19 protein-coding genes are annotated in these 17,443 nt (G+C 61.8%); 6 read left to right on the top strand and 13 right to left on the bottom strand.

Annotated features, from left to right (window positions below; all coding sequences use genetic code 11):
• Positions 1-179 precede the first annotated feature (179 nt).
• The 5 genes from AC27E8_RS12485 (at position 180) to AC27E8_RS12465 (ending at position 4,384) form a co-directional block, all read left to right on the top strand.
• Positions 180-668 (top strand): IDEAL domain-containing protein, encoded by a 489-nt coding sequence (locus tag AC27E8_RS12485; protein ID WP_012810627.1) that lies wholly within the window; start codon positions 180-182, stop codon positions 666-668.
• 50 nt (positions 669-718) lie between these two features.
• Positions 719-1,072 (top strand): YlbF/YmcA family competence regulator, encoded by a 354-nt coding sequence (locus AC27E8_RS12480; protein ID WP_014464010.1) that lies wholly within the window; start codon positions 719-721, stop codon positions 1,070-1,072.
• A 96-nt stretch (positions 1,073-1,168) separates the two neighbouring features.
• Positions 1,169-1,465, top strand: coding sequence for a DUF1292 domain-containing protein (locus AC27E8_RS12475; protein WP_012810625.1), 297 nt, complete (start codon positions 1,169-1,171; stop codon positions 1,463-1,465).
• Between the two features lie 256 nt (positions 1,466-1,721).
• On the top strand, positions 1,722-3,671 hold the full coding sequence (acs, locus tag AC27E8_RS12470; RefSeq protein WP_487099710.1) for an acetate--CoA ligase: 1,950 nt from the start codon (positions 1,722-1,724) through the stop codon (positions 3,669-3,671).
• Between the two features lie 128 nt (positions 3,672-3,799).
• Positions 3,800-4,384 (top strand): acetate uptake transporter, encoded by a 585-nt coding sequence (locus AC27E8_RS12465; protein WP_487099709.1) that lies wholly within the window; start codon positions 3,800-3,802, stop codon positions 4,382-4,384.
• Between the two features lie 105 nt (positions 4,385-4,489).
• On the opposite strand, the gene AC27E8_RS12460 is transcribed toward AC27E8_RS12465, so the two are convergent.
• Positions 4,490-5,188: a GntR family transcriptional regulator gene (locus AC27E8_RS12460; protein ID WP_487099708.1), complete on the bottom strand. Its 699-nt coding sequence runs from the start codon at positions 5,186-5,188 to the stop codon at positions 4,490-4,492.
• A 128-nt stretch (positions 5,189-5,316) separates the two neighbouring features.
• On the opposite strand from AC27E8_RS12460, the gene wrbA reads away from it, so the two are divergent.
• Complete coding sequence (gene wrbA / locus AC27E8_RS12455; RefSeq protein WP_487099707.1) at positions 5,317-5,937, top strand: NAD(P)H:quinone oxidoreductase type IV; 621 nt, start codon at positions 5,317-5,319, stop codon at positions 5,935-5,937.
• A 44-nt stretch (positions 5,938-5,981) separates the two neighbouring features.
• Here the strand turns inward: wrbA and AC27E8_RS12450 are convergent, their stop codons facing one another.
• The 12 genes from AC27E8_RS12450 to AC27E8_RS12395 form a co-directional block, all read right to left on the bottom strand.
• Positions 5,982-6,872, bottom strand: a complete 891-nt coding sequence (locus AC27E8_RS12450; protein WP_487099706.1) for a 3-hydroxyacyl-CoA dehydrogenase — start codon at positions 6,870-6,872, stop codon at positions 5,982-5,984.
• A gap of 44 nt (positions 6,873-6,916) precedes the next feature.
• Positions 6,917-7,672, bottom strand: a complete 756-nt coding sequence (locus AC27E8_RS12445; protein WP_487099705.1) for a DUF3891 family protein — start codon at positions 7,670-7,672, stop codon at positions 6,917-6,919.
• Positions 7,673-7,763: 91 nt separating this feature from the next.
• Positions 7,764-8,162, bottom strand: coding sequence for a DUF302 domain-containing protein (locus AC27E8_RS12440; RefSeq protein WP_487099704.1), 399 nt, complete (start codon positions 8,160-8,162; stop codon positions 7,764-7,766).
• Positions 8,159-8,500: a thioredoxin gene (gene trxA / locus AC27E8_RS12435; RefSeq protein WP_487099703.1), complete on the bottom strand. Its 342-nt coding sequence runs from the start codon at positions 8,498-8,500 to the stop codon at positions 8,159-8,161. The genes AC27E8_RS12440 and trxA overlap by 4 nt, the downstream gene beginning before the upstream one ends.
• Before the next feature lie 36 nt (positions 8,501-8,536).
• The gene (locus tag AC27E8_RS12430) at positions 8,537-8,923 is read right to left on the bottom strand and encodes a rhodanese-like domain-containing protein (RefSeq protein ID WP_487099702.1); all 387 of its coding nucleotides are present in this window, start codon (positions 8,921-8,923) and stop codon (positions 8,537-8,539) included.
• Positions 8,924-9,060: 137 nt separating this feature from the next.
• On the bottom strand, positions 9,061-10,590 hold the full coding sequence (locus AC27E8_RS12425; protein ID WP_487099701.1) for a hypothetical protein: 1,530 nt from the start codon (positions 10,588-10,590) through the stop codon (positions 9,061-9,063).
• Positions 10,587-11,288: an ABC transporter ATP-binding protein gene (locus tag AC27E8_RS12420; RefSeq protein WP_487099700.1), complete on the bottom strand. Its 702-nt coding sequence runs from the start codon at positions 11,286-11,288 to the stop codon at positions 10,587-10,589. Before AC27E8_RS12420 ends, AC27E8_RS12425 begins: the two co-directional genes overlap by 4 nt.
• A complete protein-coding gene (locus AC27E8_RS12415) occupies positions 11,266-11,685 on the bottom strand; it encodes a GntR family transcriptional regulator (RefSeq protein WP_067849979.1) in 420 nt (139 codons plus the stop codon). Before AC27E8_RS12415 ends, AC27E8_RS12420 begins: the two co-directional genes overlap by 23 nt.
• A 182-nt stretch (positions 11,686-11,867) precedes the next feature.
• On the bottom strand, positions 11,868-13,199 hold the full coding sequence (locus AC27E8_RS12410) for a hypothetical protein (protein WP_487099698.1): 1,332 nt from the start codon (positions 13,197-13,199) through the stop codon (positions 11,868-11,870).
• Positions 13,200-13,308: 109 nt separating this feature from the next.
• Complete coding sequence (locus AC27E8_RS12405; RefSeq protein WP_487099696.1) at positions 13,309-14,745, bottom strand: hypothetical protein; 1,437 nt, start codon at positions 14,743-14,745, stop codon at positions 13,309-13,311.
• Between the two features lie 61 nt (positions 14,746-14,806).
• Positions 14,807-15,736 carry a DUF4850 domain-containing protein gene (locus AC27E8_RS12400; RefSeq protein ID WP_487099695.1) on the bottom strand — a complete coding sequence of 310 codons (930 nt, stop codon included), beginning with the start codon at positions 15,734-15,736 and terminating at the stop codon, positions 14,807-14,809.
• A 484-nt stretch (positions 15,737-16,220) separates the two neighbouring features.
• Positions 16,221-17,201, bottom strand: coding sequence for a restriction endonuclease (locus tag AC27E8_RS12395; RefSeq protein ID WP_487099694.1), 981 nt, complete (start codon positions 17,199-17,201; stop codon positions 16,221-16,223).
• Positions 17,202-17,443: the final 242 nt, after the last annotated feature.

Genomic DNA, 17,443 nt, shown 5'->3' with positions numbered 1-17,443 from the left:
TCTTTCGCCGGGTCATTTGCTACAATATTTGCACCACTTCGGTGGTGGCGAAGCGCCGGTCGGTGTACGACCTACGGATCGCCTTTGCGTTGAAACTTGTCCATCATAACGAGCGCGGTCGCGTGATACCAGGCGTATGATCCGTCAGGAGGAAACTCCGGCAAAGGAGTGAACGCGCGATGATGACGAAGGATGACATCCTGTTGCTCAAGACCAAGCTGCTCCCGCCCGGAGCAGAGGCCGTCATCGACTTTCTCGCTGCTCGCCATAGCCAACTGGAGTCGACGAACATCGTCTTGGAGAACGTGCCGCTTCTCATCATTGGGCGCCACGGCATGATCGCCCGATTGCCGCTGAATGGCCGCATTAAAAAGGTGAGCCAGGCGGAAGAGATCCTGCCCGCTCTCCAGGCGTACTTCAACAGCGCGTCCTCGACCGACAAGCTGTTTGTCTTCATCAATCTACCGGAACTTCCGATTCCGCCGGAAGTGCAACAAGTCCTGTCCGAAGTCGAGGCGCGAGCGATGCGCCGCGAAGAGATCCGAATGAAGATCGACCGCGCGCTCGACGAGCGGAATCGGGAAGCCTTTGACCGCGCAGTCAAGGAACTCGAAGAGCTGATGCGCGAAGAGGATTCGACCGTAGGTCCGGCGCCGAGCGCCACGTAGGCGTATAGAGGAGCTTCGCCCCGGTAACGCTGCGGATGAGAGGTGATGAGATGGACCGAGGAGCGCTCTGGGAAAAAGCGACGGAACTCGCCCGTCTCATCGCCGATTCCGAGCAGGCGCGGCGCTACCGGGACGCGAAGGCCCGACTCGACGACTCGCTGGAAGCTCAGTCGTTGCTCCGCCGTTTCCGAGAACTCCAGGAGGCGGTTGCCGAATTTCAGGCGCGCCGCGTTCCGCCGATGCATTATCGGCACGTGATCGAAGAGGCGGATCGTCTGCTGGCGGACATGCGGCAAATCCCGGAGATTGCGTCATTCGAAGAGGCCGAGCGAGACCTCAACCAGTTGCTCGACGATATCTCCAGCCGACTGCAGCGAGGGTTGTCGTCGCCGCCGAATCCGTGAGCGCCGTCGGACGCGTTGACACCGTGGACACATGGTGTTATGTTGTTGCAAGCATGGCGCAGGCCAAATCTGGATTGCGGATGGGAATGAGACGGAATGGCTCATGACGAGTTTCTCGATCACGAGGACGAGGTCATCGTCCTGGAGGACGAAAACGGCGAAGAGCATCAGTTCGTACTGGGCGAAGTCCTGACCGTCGACAACAAGGACTACGCAGTGTTGTTGCCGCTCGACGACTCCATGGAAGAAGGCGTCATTTTCCGCATCGACGGGGAAGATGGCGAGCAAATGGTTTTGTCTGAGATTGAGGACGACGAAGAATGGCAGCGAGTCGTCGATGCCTACAACGACGAACTGTTCGACGACAGCGAAGAAGAGGAAGAAGAAGATTGAGGTTTTCCCTCCCGCATGCCGTTTCGTGGTGTGAAACACCGCGAAGCGGCTTTTTTCATTTCCCGCCTTCGAGCCATTCGGCCTGAACTGCGCAGAGGTTCTCCCAAGAAATCAGGGGCATAAATCGCGGCGAATTTCGAATATATAGGCATTGACGCCGGTTGGAGATTGTCTTTTCGAGCAACTTATTCTATCATGGAATCGAACCATTCAAGCTGCCGCCGTGATCGGCGCGGCCAGAGAAAGGAGCCAGAGTATGACCCCAAATGATCTCGACGCACTACTCCGTGAAACGCGCACCTTTGCCCCGCCTGAAGAATTTCGCCGCCAAGCGAATTACCATGATGAAAGCATTTACGAGGAAGCCGCTCGTGATCCGGAAGGTTACTGGGCGAAACAAGCCGAACATATCACTTGGTTCCATGAATTTGAAAGCGTTTGCAGGTGGGACCCGCCGCACGCACAATGGTTCATCGGCGGCAAGTTGAACGCCGCGTATAACTGCGTGGATCGTCACACCCTCACGCACCGCAAAAATAAGGCGGCTATCATCTGGGAAGGTGAACCCGGCGACAGCCGCGTCCTCACGTACGACATGCTGCGCCGTGAAGTGGATAAGGCCGCGCACATGCTCAGCCAGCTCGGGGTCAAAAAGGGAGACCGCGTCACCATCTACCTGCCCATGGTGCCCGAGCTTCCCATTGCGATGCTCGCGTGCGCCAAGATCGGTGCCATGCATTCCGTCGTGTTCGGCGGATTCTCCGCGCAGGCGCTGAAGGATCGCATCCTGGACGCAGGGAGCAAAGTGCTCATCACGGCGGATGGCGGCTGGCGCCGAGGCAAGGTCATTCCGCTCAAGCAAAACGCCGACGAAGCCGTCGAAGGAACCCCCATTGAGAAAGTGGTGGTTGTCAAACGGATTGGCGACGCGGCGCAAGCGAGCATGAATCCGACCCGGGACATCTGGTGGCATGAAGCCATGGAGAACGCGCCGACCAAGCCCTTCCCGGCTGAGCCCATGGACGCGGAAGACTACCTCTTTCTGCTCTACACGTCAGGCACGACGGGCAAGCCGAAGGGCATCGTCCACAGCACAGGCGGATACCTGGTAGGCGTCAATACGTCCATGCGAACGGTGTTCGATCTCAAGGACGACGACGTGTTCTTCTGCACCGCCGACATCGGTTGGATCACCGGCCACACCTACATCGTGTACGGGCCTCTTTCGGCTGGCGCGACGGTGGTCATGTACGAAGGATCGCCCGATTATCCGGATCGCGATCGGTACTGGGCCATCGTGGAGAAATACGGTGCGACCATCTTGTACACCGCGCCGACGTCCATTCGCATGTTCATGAAGTGGGGTCCCCAGTACGTCGAAAAGCACGATCTCAGCACGCTGCGGCTGCTCGGTTCCGTCGGCGAGCCCATCAATCCGGAGGCGTGGATGTGGTACCACAAATACGTTGGGCAGGAGCGGTGCCCCATCGTGGACACCTGGTGGCAGACGGAGACCGGCTGTGCGATGATCGCGCCTCTACCCGGTATCATCACCACCAAGCCTGGCTCCGCCACCAAGCCTGTGCCTGGCATCTCCGTGGACATTCTCGACGACGACGGCAATCCGGTGCCAGCTGGTCATGGCGGAAATCTCGTCATCACCAAGCCGTGGCCGTCGATGCTGCGCACCGTCTGGGGTGACGACGAGCGCTTCCGGAAGACGTACTTCGGGAAGTTCGAAGGTATCTACCTGCCCGGGGACGGCGCATATCGAGATCAGGATGGCTACTACTGGATTGTCGGACGGTTGGACGACGTCATCAATGTCTCGGGTCACCGCATCGGCACCGCGGAAGTCGAGAGCGCCCTTGTGGCACATCCTGCCGTGGCAGAGGCAGCCGTGATCGGACGCGCCCACGAAGTCAAGGGGCAGGCCATCACTGCGTTCGTCATCCTCAAGGAGGGTCATACCGGTTCGGACGATCTCGTCGCGGAGCTGAAGCAGTTCGTCGTGGAGCAAATCGGCGCCATGGCGCGGCCCGAGGAAATCATCTTCACCGCAGATCTGCCGAAGACGCGAAGCGGCAAGATCATGCGGCGCTTGTTGCGCGACATCGCGGAGGGACGCGTCGTCGGCGACACCACCACCCTTGCCGATCCGGCCGTGGTGGAGCAACTGAAATCGCAGTACAAGGATCAGGAATGATGGCGATGTGTGGCGTGCGTGGAATCCTGCGCCTGGAAGGAGGTGATCCGGCAGGCGCAGGACGCCCACTCATCATTTGCCGAGCCGTTGTCAACCCGTGAAAAGAGATGGAAAAGAGGGTGAAAGGAATGTCTGATCAGGTCAAAATCGCAGATCCTGGACCACTTGGCCTCGCCGGATTTGGCATCACCACGTGCATTTTGAGCCTCATCAACGCGGGCGTGGCGAGCGCCGGAGCGCTCGGCGTCGTCCTGGGGCTCGCCATCGCGTACGGTGGCACGGCGCAGTTCATCGCCGGACTCTGGGAATTCCGCAAGGGCAACACGTTCGGCGCCACTGCGTTCTGTTCCTATGGCGCCTTCTGGTGGGCGTTCTACCTCATCAACAAGTTCGCGCCCACGGCTGGCCTGGGACTCTTCCTCCTGTTTTTCGGCATCCTTACGCTGTTTTTGTGGTTCGGCACCTTCTATCTGAACAAGGCGCTCTGGTTCGTGTTCCTGACGCTGTGGATCACGTTCTTCCTTCTCGCGGCGCACGCCTTTGGCATCATTGGCAGCAGTGCGGCCGGCGGCTGGGTCGGCTTCATCTGCGGCCTGAGCGCGCTGTACACGTCGTTTGCCACTGTGCTCAACGAGACCATGGGGCACGTCTTCATGCCCGTGGGACAGCCTTTTGCCCAAAAGCGCACCTCGTCGGCTGGTGTAAGCGCTTAATCCTCCTCTTGAGAAAACGCTTGTTTGCGTGTGGACGAAGACTTCCTTGCATCAAAGGCGGCCCTTGCCAGGCCGCCTTTGCTTGTTGCCGCCTTCCTTTCGAAGTCAGCGCTCTCCGCCGGCAGAATCCGCGCGCAATCCCTCCTCGAGCAACTTGCGGGTCTCTTCCACATGCGATTGCATCACACATCGCACCCACGCTGCGTCGCCAGCGAGGATAGCCTCGGCCAGAGTTCGATGCTGCGCAAGCGCGCCTCGCAAGTCTGCGTGTCCGCGCTGCATCCGCTTGCGCATGACGAGCGCGAGCGTGAGCTGAACGAGGCTCCGCATCTCCTCCCAGATACGCAGGAGGCGACGATGATTTGCCGTGCGCACAATCGCGTCGTGGTAGGCGAGGTCGAGTTCGGAAAAGTCCTGCCAGTCCCTTCGGGAGACGGCCTCTTCCATGGCACACACGAGCGTCGAAAGGGTATGGACGAGCGACTCCCGGTCAGCGCGCGGCTGTTCACATACCCGCGACGCGATAAATTGCTCAATCAGACTTCTGACATCATACAGTTCCAAGGCGTCCCTGAGGTCCAGACCCAACACGCGCGCGCCATTTCGACCGAGTGAAATCAGTCCTTCGTGTGCCAACTGCCGAAGGGCCTCGCGCACAGGCGAGCGGCTGGTCCCAAAGCGGCGCGCCAACGCATTTTCGCTAAATACGTGCCCCGAGGGCCATTCGCCCCACACAATTTCCCTGCGTAGCACGTCGGCGATAGCGTCTCCGAGCTTCTGTTCGTTTCCGCTGAGCCGCTCCAAAGGACCGCCTCCTTTCGAACCCTTCAGACAGTTGACAGCCGCCGCATCGAGACCCTATGATGAACCACGCATGCACTTACGAATGGTAAGTGTATGAATCAATCAAAGAATGGAGTGGAGGAGAGGCAATGCGCAACGTCCGTTTGACTATCCTTTACTATAGTGCAACGGGGACCAACTATCGAATGGCGCAAATCGCCGCGGAGGCCGCCCGCGAACTGGGCGCCGAAGTGCGGGTGCGAAAAGTTGCGGAGCTCGCCCCGAGAGACGTGATTGAGTCGTCTCCGGCATGGAAGGCGCACGTCGAAGCCACGGCGCACATTCCTGTGGCGACGCCGGATGACGTGGCATGGGCGGACGCCATCATTTTCAGCGTTCCGAGTCGATTCGGCAACATCCCGTCTCAGATGAAACAATTCCTGGATACCCTTGGGCCCCTTTGGGCGAAAGGACAGACCGCAAACAAGGTCGTGAGCGCCATGTCGAGCGCGCAGAATCCACACGGAGGTCAGGAAGCGACCATTCTCTCCCTGTATACCTCGATGTACCACTGGGGCGCCATCGTCGCTGCACCAGGTTTCACGGACGCGTCCGCGTACGCGTCGGGCGGAAACCCGTATGGTACGAGCGTGACCGTGTCGGAAAACGGCGAGATTCCCCAAGGAACACAGGACGCGATTCGACATCAGGCCCGTCGCACGGTGACCATCGCGTCGTGGATCAAAGAGGGCCAAGCTGTGACAGTCTGAGGAGAGGCCCGCATGCGCGGGCCTCTCTTGATGGTACGCAAGGACTATTGGAGAAAATCAGGCTGCTTGAACCGCGGATGCGGATAGCGATAAAAACCCTCCCCGGACTCGCGGCCGAGCTTGCCCTCATCGATCATCGCTTTGAGCTTCTCGGCCAGTTTGCCATAGGCTTCGTTCCCCGCCTTCGCCTTGCCGGACGCGATGTTGTACGCCGTCCGAATGCCAACCGTATCTAGAATGGCGAACGGCCCTTCCTTCGCGCCCGTCGCAATCATCCACGTCTTGTCGATGGTCTCCGGATCCGCGACCTCGTTCACCCACAACATCTGAGCAGCCTCCAAAAAAGGCACCAACAGCGAATTGAGAATGTACCCTGGCTGCTCTTTGTGCAGCGGCAGCGGCACCATGCCGATGGCTCGCGCGAACTCGATCACGTCCCGAAACACTTGCTCGTCGGTCCCCGGGTGGCGCATGACCTCCGCAGTGTTGTGCCGCCAAATGGAATTCGCAAAGTGCAGCGCGAGAAACTTCTCGGGCCGCCCCGTGGCCTCCGCAAACTGGCTCGGAAGGAGCGTCGACGAATTGGTAGCGAATACCGCATGCGCCGGCGCGACCTTGCCCAGCCGTTCGTAAAACTCCCGCTTGACCTCCGGGATCTCGGGCACCGCCTCAATCACCAAGTCCGCCTCGCGCACGGCGTCGGCGAGATCGGCCGTCAGGCGTATCCTGTCCATCGCCGCATCGACCTGCTCCTTCGACGCGCCCAAATCCCGCATGTAGTTCGGTTTCAGTTTCTCGAGGCGTTCCCGCACCTTGGCGAGGGCCTCGTCCGAAACGTCGTAGATGACGACCGGAAAACCGTGAAACGCCGTTTGGTACGCGATTTGGCTCCCCAGCACGCCGCCGCCCGCGACCGTGATGTTCCGAAATGGCATCTTCTCCACCCTTCCCTTCCCTTGGCTGGCGCCTGCCGTCTCCCTTACGCGGGCGCCATGGTCACGCGCTCTCGCTCGACAGGTGCCTCCTGATAGGCCGTGGCGATCCCGACCGCCGCGATGCGGCGTTTGTCCACTCGTCGCACCGGGACGTCGCACGCGAACGCGGCACGAAAAGGAAACGGTTTCAACCCGACTCGGCCGGGCCCCTGCCAATGAACCTCAACGGGTTCGCCCACGGCCAGCTCCAGCTCTGGGAAGGGACGCTGAAGCCATGGGACATCAGGGCCCTGGCCGGAACGCGGATCGCTCAGGCACACGTAAAAGGATAGTTTATCGAGAAACTGGACCACGCGCACATCGCGGTTCACATCTTGCTCCGCTACGCCGAGATCCGCCATGAGGCGTGATTGGCGCGACCGCTCCCGCGCGAGGAACGTCAGCGCGTCCGAATCCGTGGCATGCTCGAAGAAGGCCGTGTAATGCCGACTTGCGAGGAGACCAGCGTACGGATCTCGAGCCTCGAGTTCGTCGACCCCGCAGTGATAATGAGCCAGTTTCCAAGAATCAGGTAGATCGAGAAACGTGTACGGCTTCCTGCCGGCGTCATTCCACATGGGCACCTTGTCCATCCCCTGCCAGGCCAAGTCGTGCTCCGCGACACCCGTGAGGACCGAGGTCCGCCGATCGAGGGTCGAAAACGCTTCATCCCGCAACCACGCGCCCATTTCGCCCGCGTGCAGGCTGTGATCGTACTGCGCAACCATCCGAAACGCGTCTCCCTCGTCCACGACGATCACGTCCGACCGCCTCCATCGCCTAACAAAATGCCGCTTCTGGGAAGCGATGTTGAATCGCTTCGCCAGAGCGGCTCACTTTCCTGCCGCGGTGTCACGAATTCACAGCCTCAGCGATGGCGCTTTCCAGCGCACCCTCGACGCGCGCTGCAACGGGATCCAGGGCGGGATCGCCAATCCAGCCGATGAGCGACGTCGGCCTTGGAAACGCCACCTTCGTGCGTTCACCGTCCTGGTACACCACGACTTTGCAGGGGAGAAAATACCCGACCTGAAGGTTTTGCGACAAGACCTCGTTTGCGGCCTGGGGGTTACACACCTCGAGAATTCGGTACGGGGTCGAAAACGGCATGCCCTTGGCGCGAAGTGTCTCAGGTACGTCCATTTGCCACAGAACGCCGAACTGCCGCTCCTTCAGCGCCGCGGTGACCCGCTCGACCGTCTCGTCCACCGAATGCGGCGAATCATAAACGCGAGCCCAGGTTTCGGTCATTCTCCATCCCTCCCGTCGTTCCATACGGACTCCAGAGCTTGAAGCACAGCGTGTTTCGGCGCCAGCCCCTGAAGCCGCATCACCGGCAGTCCCTCGCGAAATCCTATCAGCGTCGGGATGCTCATCACCCCGTACGCCTGCGCGACGCGCGGATGATCGTCCACGTTCAGCTTGCCCACAATCAACGCTCCTTCGAACTGGCGAGCCACCGCCTCAATCACGGGCACCATGAGCCGACATGGTGCGCACCACGGCGCCCAGAAGTCCACGAGGACGGGTTTCGCGGCGTCGCGAAGGAGCGCGGTGAAGGACGCCTCAGACAGTGTCAACGTGGCCATGGCAACATCCCCGCCTTTCCCGAAACGGCTGCTTCGTCAGGACGAGCGCCGCTTCGCCGCATTCCAGGCCATGATCCCGCCCGTGAGATTGCGCACGTCTCGAAAACCGTGGCGTGCGAGCCACTTGGCCGCGCGAGCGCTCCGCGCACCGGAGCGGCACATGACGATCACGGGCTTATCCTTGTCCAATTCTCCGCTGCGATTCGGCAACTCGCCGAGTGGAATGTTCTTGAATCCCTGAATGTGACCGCCCCGAAATTCCGAGGGCTCCCGCACATCGACGAGCTGCGCGCCTGACCTTTTGTCTCTCAGGAGATTTTTTAACTCCTCTGCCGAGATCGGCCGAACGCCCTTGGCCGGCAACGACCGCCAAACCCACAGACCTGCGAGGACCGCGACCGCAATCACCCAAATCCACGACATCGACTATCCCACTCCTTGTAGGCTCACCTTTATACCTTACTGGGTATAGTATACGACAACACATGCAAGACGACAAGCGGCCGCATGGAGCACATCGGCCGCCTTGCCATGATGGCACGAGTATGTGCGCCTCGCCTCTAAGGGGAAATCAGGCGCCGCGCGGCGGCGTGGAGACGAGGCGCAAGTGCCATGGCCGCGACGGCGAGAAACGCCACGGCCGTCCCCGCGACCTTCGGCCAACCAGCGGTGTCGAGCCAGGACACGACGCGTCCGCCTTCGACGAACCACACGCCCGCCAAGAAGATCTCGAGCGAAAACCAGGCGAACCTATCGCCTCGCTCGGAGCTAACCGTCCAGGCCGCCGACCAAACGGTGTTCCATGTGCCCACGAGGACGCTGACGAGCCCCGCCAGAAGCACCTCGCGCAGATCCGCGCCCCCAGTCGGGCGGCCAACTTCCAGATGAACCCAAAGCACCACGCCGCCCAGCACACCCGCGGCGAGCCACAGCCAAGTGCCGAGGCTTTCCGCCAGTGCAAATCCGGCGATCACGCCGTCCTTGCGCACGGGCCAGCCCCGCATCCAGTCGCCGAGGTGTTCGAGAAGACTCGCCACCGCGAAGCCGCAAAACATCGTCCACAGCCACGCGCCGCCGAGCATCCCGCCCTCGAGACGGGCGAACAGGAGATGAGCATCGCGAGACGTCCAACCCAGTGCCACCAGCGCCACAAACACGATGACTGGGCCGAAGAGGAGAACCACTGCGGCCCTCCAAGCCGGTCTGGCACCGCCCGGCCACAGCACGCGCCCAAGTCCCATCCGAAAGATGAACATGACGGTGCGGACGAGATTCGCGCTGATGGATTTGACCTGCGGGCGCGAACCGCGGGCGCTCGAATTGGCGTCGAACCGGTGCATGAAGCGCCGCGACGATTCCCCTTTTTCAGGGCGGACGCGCTCCACCTCGTCCCCTGCTGTAAGGAGCCACATGCCGCGGACGAGGCAACGCATGCCAACGGCGGCCGCGACCACGCCATACGCCGCGTAGACCGCCCCAAACACCAGCCAACTCTCGTGCGTTTCGGACAGGGGACCGCGCCTGACCACGTCGTCGCATAGGAAGATGATCAAGCCCGACCCAATCATGTCGCCTAACGTTCCCATCCAGCGATAGGCCGAGCTTCGCAGCGCGGAGAGAACCGCCGAGACACAGGCGAGACCCATGCATATCAGGGCTGCCGCTGCGAGGAGTGAAAGCAAAGTACCGAGAACCTGAGGATTGCGCATCAGCCCATTCGCGGCATTGATGGCGGCGGAGAGGGCTGCGCCAAGAAGGCACCAGCCGCAAAGCCGCGCGTACGCCACCGCGGCGCGAACGCACACCACCGTGAAGCGCGAATACGGAAGCATCGCCGTCGCACCGAGTCCGTCTCCCGACCCAGCGCGCACGAGAGAAAAAGAACCGAAGAGGAGCCAGATGGTGAACGACGCGAGTCCGACGCGGTTCGGCGAAGCAGAGGTGCTCGCCGAGATGGTCAGGCCCGCGGCCAGCGATACCCCCGCCGCGGCGAGGATCCACACGAGTCGCCGCTTCCATGGACGCTGGACTCCCCTTTCCCTGGACCACTCGAACCGCCACAGGGCGAGCCATCGATCCACGTGCGTCACGGCGAAAACACCTCCCGGTAGCGCGAGGCGACCGACAGGCCGCGCGCACGGATGGCTTCGGCCGTCTCGTCCGCTGCAATGGAGCCGTCTTTCAGGAAAAGGACGCGATCGAAGAGCGGCTCAAACTCGCGGACGTCGTGCGTGGCGACGATGACCGTGCGGCTCCCGTCACCGCACTCCCGGACGATGGCGGACGCGATGGTCTCCCGCGACAACAGGTCGATGCCCGTGAATGGCTCGTCGAGGAGCACGACGGGCGCCTCGCGCGCGAGGCACGTGAGGAGCCCTACGCGCACTCCCTCGCCGCGCGAGAGGCGGGCGATGGGGCGGTCGAGGCGCAGGGCGAGATCGTCCACGAGGCGGCGCTCGCGTTCCTCGCTCCAGTCGGGATAGAGCCGGCGAGCATGGATGATCCACTCGCCGATGGTCAGCCAGCCGGGGAGATGTCCCCGCTCGGGCAAGAGCGCGGTGTGCCGCAGTGTTCGCCAGCCGGGCGGCTCGCCGAGCACCCGGATGCGGCCCGCTTCGGGTGCTAGGACGCCCGCAAGGATGCGCAAGAGCGTCGTCTTGCCCGCCGCGCCGTTTGGCCCAAGAAGTCCCACCATTTCGCCGACCGGGATGCGCACGGTCACGTCGCGAAGAATGGGGCGCCTGGCAAACGTGAACCCCACGCCGTCACACTCGATGGCTGCCTGCATCGTCGTCCTCTCCTCCCCCCGCTTCGGCGCCCAGCCGAAGCAAATCTTCCACGCGCATGCCGAGATCGGCCGCGACGCGCCGCACGTGTTCCAACGCCTGCCGCGCAATGCGCGCCTGGGCCCGCGCCTCAACCCCCGAACTGCGCGCCACGAATGTGCCCTGGCCGCGAAACGTCTCGAGCAGCCCGTCCTGCTCCAGCTCGGCGTACGCGCGCATGACAGTGTTGGGCGTCACGCGTAGACTGGCGGCAAGATCGCGCACAGAGGGCAGGCGCGTCCCGCCTGGCAGGCGCGAGGCGGCGATTTCGACCCGGATGCGATGCGCAATCTGCTCATACAGCGGCTGCGACGGATCGAGCTCCCACGCGGGAGGTTGCCAAGGCGGATCCAACGTCATGGCGGTCCCCCCTCGCAGCCTCGAATGTGTTAAGTGTATTAAATCACATGATACACTTAGAACGCAATCCCCCGCGACCTGCGACAAGGCGGCCGAAGGCCGGGGCCCTGCCATGCCACGTCGCAAGCTGCTTCGAGCCGAACCTCGGCCAGACCTGTTCGCGCGAACAAGGCGAATGGGCGTCACCCCTTCGGCCAGTAGGCATCTCCGCGGACGACATACCCAGGCAGCGCCATGGGCGGATGGTGGTGAAACCGGGCGATCACGTCCCGTGCCGAGATGGCGCCCATGTTTTCGGCATCCCATTCGAGCGGCGACTGCATGATGGCCGCCACTTCTTTTGCGAGCGCGTTGCGCTCAGCGTGCGCCCAGCTCTTTGCCGGATAGGGAAACATGAGCGACCAGAGCAGATCGGGGGGCAAGCTGCCGTGATTCACGAGGGTCGGATACAGGTTCCACGCAAATCGCTTGCCGGTCCGATACTCGGAAAAGGGCGGTACACCCGGCACGCTCACGCCCACCAAACTGTCCCAGTAGCTGGCGAGTGACTGCGCTGCCAACTCCACATCCAGGTTGAGCGCGTCGAGCGCTGCTTGGCCAGTGGACGCAACGTACGCCGAATCGGGCCCTTGAATGATGGGAGCCTGAATGCGGAGGACATCCGCATAGGCGGGGATGGAGGGCTTGGCCGGAAAAGATCCGATCCACTCACCCACCCCCACATCCACCCTGTCGCCCTGGACCGCAAAGGAGGGCACCGTGAGATTCGGGGTGACCATCTCGACAAACGATCCGATGGAGTAGCTGCGTGGAATGGCGTACTGGACGGCCTGACCCGTTTTCGTATTGAACGCGACGAGGCGGTCCCACGTGCGATAACCCCACAGCGTCGCGAACGTGCCCCCTGGGAGTGGCGGCGACTCGGGACCCTTGAGAGCCACCCAGACCCAGTCCCCCACCTGGCCCAGAATAAGATTGTCCCACGCCCCTGGTGCGAAAGACGCTGGCGTCATGTCCGATCCATACATGGGAATGGCCGCTGGCCACGGGGGTCCCGGTCGGGTGCCCATTCGCACCGAGACCTTCACGGGATGCCCGCCCGTCGGCCATTGGTAGGGGAAGACCAGCTGTACCGATCCATCGTAGCGGGATTGGGCGCGCGAAGGCATCGTGCCGGCGCGCGTCAACACACCGGTGGCCGGTGTGAACCAGGCCACGTCCCACGTCTTCGCAAAGGTGACGCCCTCGCCCTGGAAGCGATCGTCCCGAATCCACAGTTTCAGCCGACCCTTGCCCGGGCGAATCCCCGCGATCACGGCCATGTCGCCGTACATCGACGCAATGGGCACAAAGTACCATCCCATCTCACCATGGCTGACGGACGTCCCCTGACCCTCCTGCCCCGTCGACGGCGTCGTCGAGATGGATGTCGTTTCCGAAGGCGCGGTTCCACACCCCGACACAGAGAGGACACACGCCAAGACAACGCCCATCGTCCAACTCGTTCGTCCCACGCCGAGACCTCCAATTCAGCGGCGGATCGACCGTCCAGTCAGTCTCCAGCCGAAGGCTCAGGCCCCTGGTCCACACGCGCGCATGAAGCTTCCGGATCACAAGCGCGGTTTAAGACGCCGGCACGTACAGGTGATTTCGGATCACGTAACCGGGAAGCGCGATGGGAGGATTGCCGTGAAACTGCGCCACGACCTGCTTCGGCGTCAGAGCCAGCACGCCGTACGCGTCCGCCTGCAGGCGGCTCTGCAGCATGTTCAGGATGGCGCGGCCCATTTGTTGGCGCTCCGCGTCGCTTTGCGATCCGGCCGGGAACGGGAAGCATAGGCTCCAGAGCAAATCGGGCGGCAGATCACCGTGATTGAGGATGGCCAGCTCCTGGTTCCACGCGCGCATTTTGCCGGTCTGATACGCCGAAAGCGGCGGTACGCCAGGCACATGCGCCCCCATCTCCGTATCCCAGTAGCTCGCGAGGAATTCCGCCGCCTGCCGCTCATCCGCCGCAAGGTCCGCCAGGGCGACGCGGCCCTCCTGCGCCACGTACGAACCGCTCGCCGCCACGCGTATCGGGCTCGCGGCGCGCACCACCGTCGGTGCGCCTGCCGCTTCCGGCACAGCCGGAAAGCACCCCACCCATTCGCCCATCGCGACATAGACGCGATTTCCCACGCGGGCGAACGAGGGCAACACGTCGTTCGGCGTCACCATATCCACCCAACTGCCGTAACCGTAGCTCCGAGGAATGGCGTACTCGACTGCCTGGCCTGTCACGACGTCAAACGCGACGAGCCGATCCCACGTGCGGAATCCCCACGTGATAGGCCACGCGTGCGGGGAAAACGGCGGATCTTCCGGCCCCTTCAGCGCCACCCAAATCCAGTTCCCGACCTGGCCTAGAATGACATTGTCCCACGATCCCGGCGGCAGCGACTCAGGATTGACGAGCGAGCCAAAGGTTGGAATGCTCGAAGGCCACTTCGCCGCGGGCTTCCCGCCCACCTGGACCGTCACCGGCACGGGCACGAATCCGCTCGGGAAGCCGCTCGAGAACTCGAGATGAACGGGCCCCGCATACGTGCGCTGCGTTTGCGCTGGCAGGCTGCCCGCGGGTTGGAGCGCTCCGGTGGTCAGCGTGAACCACGCGGCGGCCCAGCGGTGACTCGCGATCCACCCCTCGCGGTTGCGGACTTCTACGCGCACCGTGATGCGCAGGCGTGCGCCCTCCGGCTCGATGCCCGCGATCACGGCGAGATCGCCGTAAACCTGGCCGATGGGCACCGCGTACCAGCCGACGGCAGGCGCGGGCGAAACCTCGGCGGCCCCAGTTCTCGCGGGCTGCGATTCCGAGGCGGCGGTTGCGGTTTGCGCCGCGTCACCTGCTTGCGCGGATTTGGATGTCGACGCGGGTGCTGGCTGCGCAGTGAAGCTTACGGCGCGATGTTGGACACTCGCCGCCCCGCTCAGCTCGCCATCAGGAGATGAACCGCACCCCGCGAGGAGCGCGCTTAGTGCCATTACGCATGAGGCGGTGCTTACGACCTTTTTCATGGAGCAACCCTCCATGCCGACGCGCCGGGATGTCCGCAAAGGAGCTGGCGCGGGAAGCGAATTAAGACGCATGCGCGACGGACAACTCGTAGTTGAGGATGGTGGTCTCCAGGGCGTGCGGGACGCCCCGAATCTCCTCCTGGATGAAGGCCCAGTTGACGTTCGGACCATGCACAAAGATGGCAAGGCCATTCGTGCCGTCTGCTAGCTCATACGCTAGGACATTGGGGTTCAGAAGAACGCGGGCGGCAAAGGTCGGCGACGTCACAGGGCCAAAGTTCTGGGCGTCCTGCGGCAAGAGCTGCTGCCAGTTCGGGAAGTACGCCATGACGTCCTCGTCGATGCTGCCCATAGCCGTGTCGATGAAGAACGTGAGCGCGCCCGTGCCGTCCTCGCTCTCGAGGTCGATGGCCTCGGACCCATCGGCGCCAACGCCAGCGCGGGTGACCCACCAGCCGCGCGGTCCCAGCAGTTCCACCCCGCCGTCATTCATGCCGTCATTCAGGAAGTACACGCACAGGTCTGCCGTTTGGTCCGAAGGGATGGTGAAGTGAACCGGGCGAAATCCTCCCGGCGGATACGGCAGGAGCGGCTGCGTGGGCGTGATCCCGTACTGCGCATTCACAATGGGCACGACGGGGATGCGCACCTGCTGTCCGTCGCGCCCGATGAAGAGCACCGAATTTTCGTCGTTCAGGAGGCTCTCATGGGCAGCGGACGCCGGTTGCGAAGACCTCCCGGTCTCTTGGGCCGTGGCGTTGGCCGGTGCGGATGATTTTTTGGGCTCCGCCGCATGCGTCGGATGCGCCGTAGTCTCGGGCTTGGATGCGTTCGCGACGTGCTCCACGGATGACTGCGGAGGACCGCCGCATCCCGCGAGGGAGGTGGCGAGCGCACCCACGAGCGCGAATAAGCGCGCATTGCGTCGCACGCCGGCCATCCGCGCGCGTTTCCACGCGGATGGGATCTTCGAAGGTGGTAGCCGATTCACATGGAACGTCTCCCGTGCGCGGACGCGTTCGTTCGCGCGTCCGCCAAAATCGCCGAAGATAAGAGAAGGTTCGACAACGCCACGAGAAATCCTCTCGCCCGAGGAAACAACGCCCATGGAAACCGAGGACGATGTGCGGTGGACGACGTTACGAGTCGTTTCCGCGGCGATGAAGATGGGGCGACACAGATGTGGAAAGATAGAGGAATGCCGCATGAATGCTTGCGATCACGACTTTGGAAGACCCAAGCCCACTTGGCACACAAAGCCAAGCAGAGCAGTTGACCCAAGAGGGTCAGCTGCCCTGCTCGCGAGGAAACCCATGGAGCCACCTGTCGGATTCGAACCGACGACCTGCTCATTACGATTGCCCAATATTGCGAACTATCGCCAATCGTACTTAGGTCCGAAAAGCCTTATCCTGACTGGGATTTCGGCAGGTGCGTTTTGCACCCAAATGACTGTGGTCCCAACGCTCAATTCTTTAAGGATCTTCTTCAAAGTAGTCGTGGTCTATTCGCTTAACCACATATCTCGCCGCTTCGGTGACACCAACATCAAAGTCAATCATCAGATTGGCTAGTTGCTCGCCATCAATGAGCACAATTTTCTTTTCGATTCTCGTGACGTACTCTCTCGCGTCCGGTGAAAACCGAGAAGTGGTAATGAGTATACCTTTGCGCGTTCGGTGTCCCTCCAGGCTGCCAGCGAACGCTTGCACGACAGGACGACCGACTGTGCCCTCCCATCGTTTCGCCTGAAGATAGATCACGTCTAGGCCAAGCCGGTCTTCCTTGATGATTCCGTCCACTCCGTCGTCACCCGATTGACCGATGGCCCGTCCCGCATCCTCCACGGATCCTCCGTACCCCATGGCCACAATCAATTCTACAACGAGCCGCTCAAAAAATTTGGGGGAGCATCGCTTGATCCGTTCCAACAACTCATCCACGAGCGATCTGCGCAATTCCAGATAACTGGATTCCAATACTTCTTCAGGTGTACGTTCATGGCGCTCCTCGACGGGTTCGACACCGTCAACGTCCGGTGCTATCGTTCTGCTCTGAAACTCGATGAACTCCGGAAACTGACGAAGATATCGAACATTTATATCACTCGGATTTTCCTGCAGCACCTTCAAACCGCGCTGAGTGATTCGGAACTTGCCACGACCCGTACGCTCCAGCAAGCCTGCTTTCCCCAGATAAGTCCTCGCCCAGCCTACACGGTTATCAAATCGTGACTGTGTGCCTCTGGGCAACCGTTCCTGCCGCTCTTCTTTGGTTAAGGCAAATTGGGTTGCCAAGGCTTCCATCACTTCGCTGAGCCGATGTTCCTGGCCGTCGGATGCCAATTTCAATAATGGGAGCATCAGACTTTGATAATCGGGGATTGCCACCGGAATCTTCCTTTCCATCAGAGCCCTTGGTTCAACCGAGACCGGCAAATTCCAGACCTCAGCCAACGGATGGTCCTCGCTCAAGCTTCACATACGACCGGGGAGTGCCACGTCTCGCTGTTCACCGTTTTACTATCATAAAATACTTGGAAAACCCAAATGTCTCGGTAGTGTCCCGTCAAGTGGTGGAATTTCGCCGTGCGTGTCTCATGTGTGACATTGTCGGCTTTGACCCTTGGCGAACTTTATCGACCTCCGTCACGCTCCGTCAAGGGGCGCTTCGCTCGTCCCTCTTGGACGCCCTTGAC

It is taken from the genome of Alicyclobacillus sp. CIJ1 (genome assembly GCF_057538885.1).
The sequence above is the reverse complement of the archived record's forward strand: the minus strand, read 5'-3'. Positions and strand labels throughout refer to the sequence as shown.